1 protein-coding gene is annotated in these 1,011 nt (G+C 37.9%); it reads right to left on the reverse strand.

The genetic code is table 11. The annotated features are described in order from the left end of the window. The coding region (locus PX484_RS23700) for an IS1634 family transposase (protein ID WP_288105866.1) at positions 1-1,011 on the reverse strand (1,011 nt) is incomplete at both ends.

The following is a 1,011-nucleotide window of genomic DNA, read 5'->3' on the forward strand; positions in this document are numbered from 1 at the left end:
AATCACATTCAGAGAACCATCATCAATTTCTTCATCCTCAAATAACAAAGGAGCCAAGCACTGTTTTAAATGCCATTCCACATAATAAGCCAACATACATAAAAAGATATGAGCTTTGACTCTATCACCCTGATAATGATAGATAGGACGTACCTTTAAATCAATTGACTTATAACAGCGAAATGCCTCCTCCACTTGAGACAAACTTTTATAAGCTTTAACCGTCGTCGCTGCATCCATCAAAGTTGACTCCAGAGAAGTTCTTAACACATACACACCATCCAAAGCCGTTTCTTGAGCGATTAATTCCAGCTGACGCTGATAAGAAAAGCCTTCCTCTGTTATCTCTAAGTTATAGTATTTATTGACCTTAAACTGATTAAGAACCTTGCCCACTCTCAAAGCTATCTTATCTTGACCCTTTAAAGCTCTTTTCTCCCTTTGAGTCGCCTGAACAATCAAATCTAGTTCCTTCTCTACCGCTTCTAATAATGCCTCTCTTTGTAGTTGATTTTTCTGGGCGATTAAGGGATTCCGACAAGCAATTAATCTTTCATCGGGATAATCTTCACTCTCAAATTCCACCAAGTTTACCTGATCAAATAATCCTAATTGAATCACTTCTACCTCAGCCAGTTTCCGAATTTGAGGCTTAGTTAAACCAGTAATATAGTCTAATCCTTCTATGGGTTTTACTAATTCCTTGATTTTCGAGTTGGTTAAAATTCCTCTATCACTTACCCAGACCACATTCTCAATCCCCCAACCCTTTCTGACTTTCTCAATTTGTCCGCCTAAAGTAGCACCGTCTGAAGTGTTTCCTTCAAATACTTCTACCGCTATCGGACAACCCTTAGCTGAACATAACAAACCAAAAACTATCTGAGTTTTCCCTTTCTTTTTATCTCGATTATAACCATATTTTCCCAGTTCACAACCATTTCCTTCTAGGTAAGTAGAAGTGACATCATACAAGACTAATGTTCCTGATTCCAAGTGTTTAAGTGCTAG

Source organism: Microcystis sp. M49636_WE2 (assembly GCF_030065375.1).
GTDB classification, from domain to species: Bacteria; Cyanobacteriota; Cyanobacteriia; order Cyanobacteriales; family Microcystaceae; genus Microcystis; species Microcystis aeruginosa_C.